General features: G+C 55.4%; 2 protein-coding genes. Both read right to left on the bottom strand.

The genetic code is table 11. From position 1 onward, the window contains the following. Window positions 1–37: 37 nt before the first annotated feature. Window positions 38–1,396 carry a DEAD/DEAH box helicase gene (locus tag LPA02S_RS11150; protein WP_061777633.1) on the bottom strand — a complete coding sequence of 453 codons (1,359 nt, stop codon included), beginning with the start codon at window positions 1,394–1,396 and terminating at the stop codon, window positions 38–40. Between the two features lie 3 nt (window positions 1,397–1,399). Continuing rightward, complete coding sequence (locus tag LPA02S_RS11155) at window positions 1,400–2,371, bottom strand: DHH family phosphoesterase (RefSeq protein WP_056957024.1); 972 nt, start codon at window positions 2,369–2,371, stop codon at window positions 1,400–1,402. Between the last annotated feature and the right edge of the window lie 931 nt (window positions 2,372–3,302).

A 3,302-nucleotide genomic window follows, 5' to 3' on the forward strand; every position in this document is an offset into this window, starting at 1 on the left:
CCACGCCAGTACGACCAGCCACCAGCATCGGCCACCATTAAGCCTTGTCCAAGCCCTTAGCCTTGTTCTTCCGCTTGGCATTGCGGCGTTCGTTCCGCTTCTCCACGCGGTTGTTGAACCATGCTTCCTTCTCAGCGGCCTTGCGGACCTTCTTCTTGTAACCCGGCTTACGTTTCTTCTGTTCCTTCTTCAGCATTCCATAAATCGTACCGGACAGCCGCTCGTTCTTCTTGGTCCGGGTCGCGCGACGGTTCCACTCGCGTCCCGGCACAATCTCGCCACGCACAATGGCTTTGGGATCAAAGTGAATCCCCATGTGCTCCAATTCGGCGAGCTTGTGCTCCTCGCCAGGTTTGTACAGCGTGATGGCCGTCCCACTCATTCCGTTTCGGCCAGTCCGCCCCACACGGTGAATGAAGAACTCATTATCAGTCGGGATCTCCGCATTAATCACGTGTGAGACACCCTCGATGTCAATACCGCGAGCCGCCAGGTCCGTCGCCACCACAAACTGGAATTTCTGCTGAGCAACGGCCTTCATCACGCGACGACGTTCACGGGGTTCAACGCCCCCGTGAATCTTCGCGGCTTTGATTCCCTGCGCCTTCAGGTACGCGTGGATTTCGTCGACCCGTTCCTTGGTGTTCGCAAAGATGAGCACCAGGTACGGTTCACCAATCGTCAATAACTGGTAAATAATCCGGTTAGGGTCCTGCCCCTTCGTACTGATGACCCAGTTATCCACCGTGTCGGCAATGACCGTTTTCGGTTTGAGCTCAATGATCAGCGGGTTGTGCATATACTTTTTCAGGAACGGCTGGAGTTTTTGCGGGATTGTGGCGGAAAAGACCATCATCTGGAGTTCAGACGGGAACGTGCCCGCAATCTGGTCGACCACGTTCAGGAAGCCCATGTCCAAAGTCATATCGGCTTCATCAACGACGAACGTCTTCACGGTAAAGCCAGTCAGGGCGCCGTTACGCAGTAAATCTAAAATCCGTCCCGGCGTACCAATGGCAATGTGCACCGCGTGGTTTTCCAACTTACGCAGTTGCTTTTGCTTGTCCGTACCACCAACAAAGCGGCCCACGCGGACGGGATTGTCTTCGCCAAGGAGCTCGGTGGCCGTCTTGTAAATCTGGTTGGCCAGCTCACGGCTAGGCGCCGTAATAACGGCCTGTAGGGTATCCTCGCCCACATTAATGTTATTAATGATTGGCAGCAAGAATGCCAACGTCTTTCCGGAACCAGTCTGGGACTGACCCACAATGGAAGCGCCCCTGAGCGCCTTCGGAATGACTTGTTCCTGAATGGGTGTTGGTTGCACAAAACCATTCCGGTTCAGTGCTGCAATCAACGTATCGTTAATCGCGTATTGTTGAAATTTGTTATCCATTAATTACTCGCTTTCTGAAGGTGCTTGGGGCGTTGCCGCCAGCAAAGCATCCAGTTCGTTAAAAATCTGGTCGATTTCGGCCTGATCCGCGGCTTTGGCCCCGCTCGCCAGTGGGTGCCCACCACCATTGTGGGCGCGCGCAATGTCGTTAATCACGGCACCCTTGGACCGCAGGCTCACCCGGTAGTTACCCTCGGGCTGCTCGGTGCACATGGCCCACGCGCGAATCTCGTTAAGGCGACCGGCGGAACCAACTGCGGCCTGGTACTGATCGGCGGCGATCCCGAGGTGCTGGAGGTCAGCCTGGCTAATGACCACGACGGCGGCCCCGTTCGGGCTAACGCGCATGTGGTGCTCGTCAATCGCCAGCCCCTGCAGGCGCGCCTGACCAAGCGTAACCTCGTTCATCTTTTGGTTAACTGCGGACGGGTCAAAGTCAAAGCCGTACAGCAAGGCCACATCGCGCAGGGTGTGCGCAGTGGTGTTGTTGTACATGAACCGCCCGGTGTCACCCACGATGCCGGCATACAGCCAGCGGGCGGCGTCATTGTCGAGCTTCAATTGTCCGTCACCGTGCGTGACTAAGTCAACCAGCAGTTCACTGGTACTGGAAGCGTCGGGCGCTACCCAGGCCAGGTCGCCGTACGGATCGTCATTAGGGTGGTGGTCAATCTTAATTAGTTGCGTGCCCTGGTCAAAGCGGTCATCGTCAATGCGTGGCGTATCGGCGGTATCGACGACGATTACCAGTGCGTCTTTGTAATCTGCATCGGTCACCTCGTCCATCGTGGCCAACCAGGACAGGCTAGGACTATCGGCGCCGGTCACCTGTACGCGCTTGTCGGGAAAGCTAGCCTTGATGATGGCGGCCAAGCCGCATTGCGAGCCAAAGGCGTCGGGGTCGGGACGTTGGTGCCGGTGGATAATAATGTGGTCGGCGGCCGCGATAGCCGCAACAATATCTTCTTGAATCATTCTGTTGCCTCCGTGCTTCTAAATTCACCATTAGTGATTATAACATGCCAGAGGGCGAAGCTGACCGGTTAGAAGCCAGAGCGTAACGATAGCTAGGCGGAAAGCCCGGGTTTGGCTTTGTGCCTAGCTATCGTTACAGGGCTAATCTAACTGACCGGGTTGTGTTGGCGGCGTGGCTCCGGTGGATGGTGGCCCGTTTGTGGCCGAAGCTGCGAGCCTCACGCTCTCGCCGTGCCGGCTACCGCGAATCTGCTAGCCCGGGAAACCCACCCGGTCTACCAGATTTGATTCTGTACGTCGCTCCGCTTCCTACAGAACTACGGGCCTGCAGCCGCCACAAACGGGCCACCATCCCCCTGCACCACACCACCAACACAACCCTAGATTTGCGATGCCACATACACACATAACTACCCACACTGTGCAGGGATGAACAACGCAAAAAGTTACTGAACCAACTATCAAAGACTCTCGCCAGCATAATCTTCGAAATTGTTAACTTGCGTATACACTATCCGCAAAATGTTCTTACCAGTGTAATCCTACGAACCACTAAATATATTTCATGTCCGTTCAGCGATTTGGCAGAATAATTACAAACGATGCTTTCGTAACCGCAGGAGGGTCTGGTTTCACAACGAATAACCAACTTCAGTGTGCATACACATAGACCTGCTACTGATTAAGGTCAACACCGACAACTTTAGCTAATGTTGAGCGCCATCCAAATATATTTGGCCAACTCCAAGTGCGGGAACCCGCGGGTGGTCTTTGGGACGGAGGCGTCGTGCCCGGAGCCGTAGTTGCTGCGACCCCAGAGCGCTGTAGGAACGGAGTGACGTACAGCGGCAAATTATGGAGACAAAGTGGGTTCCTTTGGCTCCATAATTCGTGGCAGCCCGGCACGGGCTGGAGCGTGCGGGTGTAGCAA

This window comes from Lacticaseibacillus pantheris DSM 15945 = JCM 12539 = NBRC 106106 (genome assembly GCF_001591865.1).
Classification (GTDB): Bacteria; Bacillota; Bacilli; order Lactobacillales; family Lactobacillaceae; genus Lacticaseibacillus; species Lacticaseibacillus pantheris.

Bases quoted from the DNA above. Each gene is read 5' to 3' on its own strand.
- LPA02S_RS11150 (WP_061777633.1), bottom strand. From the start codon at position 1,396: ATGGATAACAAATTTCAACAATACGCGATTAACGATACGTTGATTGCA.
- LPA02S_RS11155 (WP_056957024.1), bottom strand. From the start codon at position 2,371: ATGATTCAAGAAGATATTGTTGCGGCTATCGCGGCCGCCGACCACATT.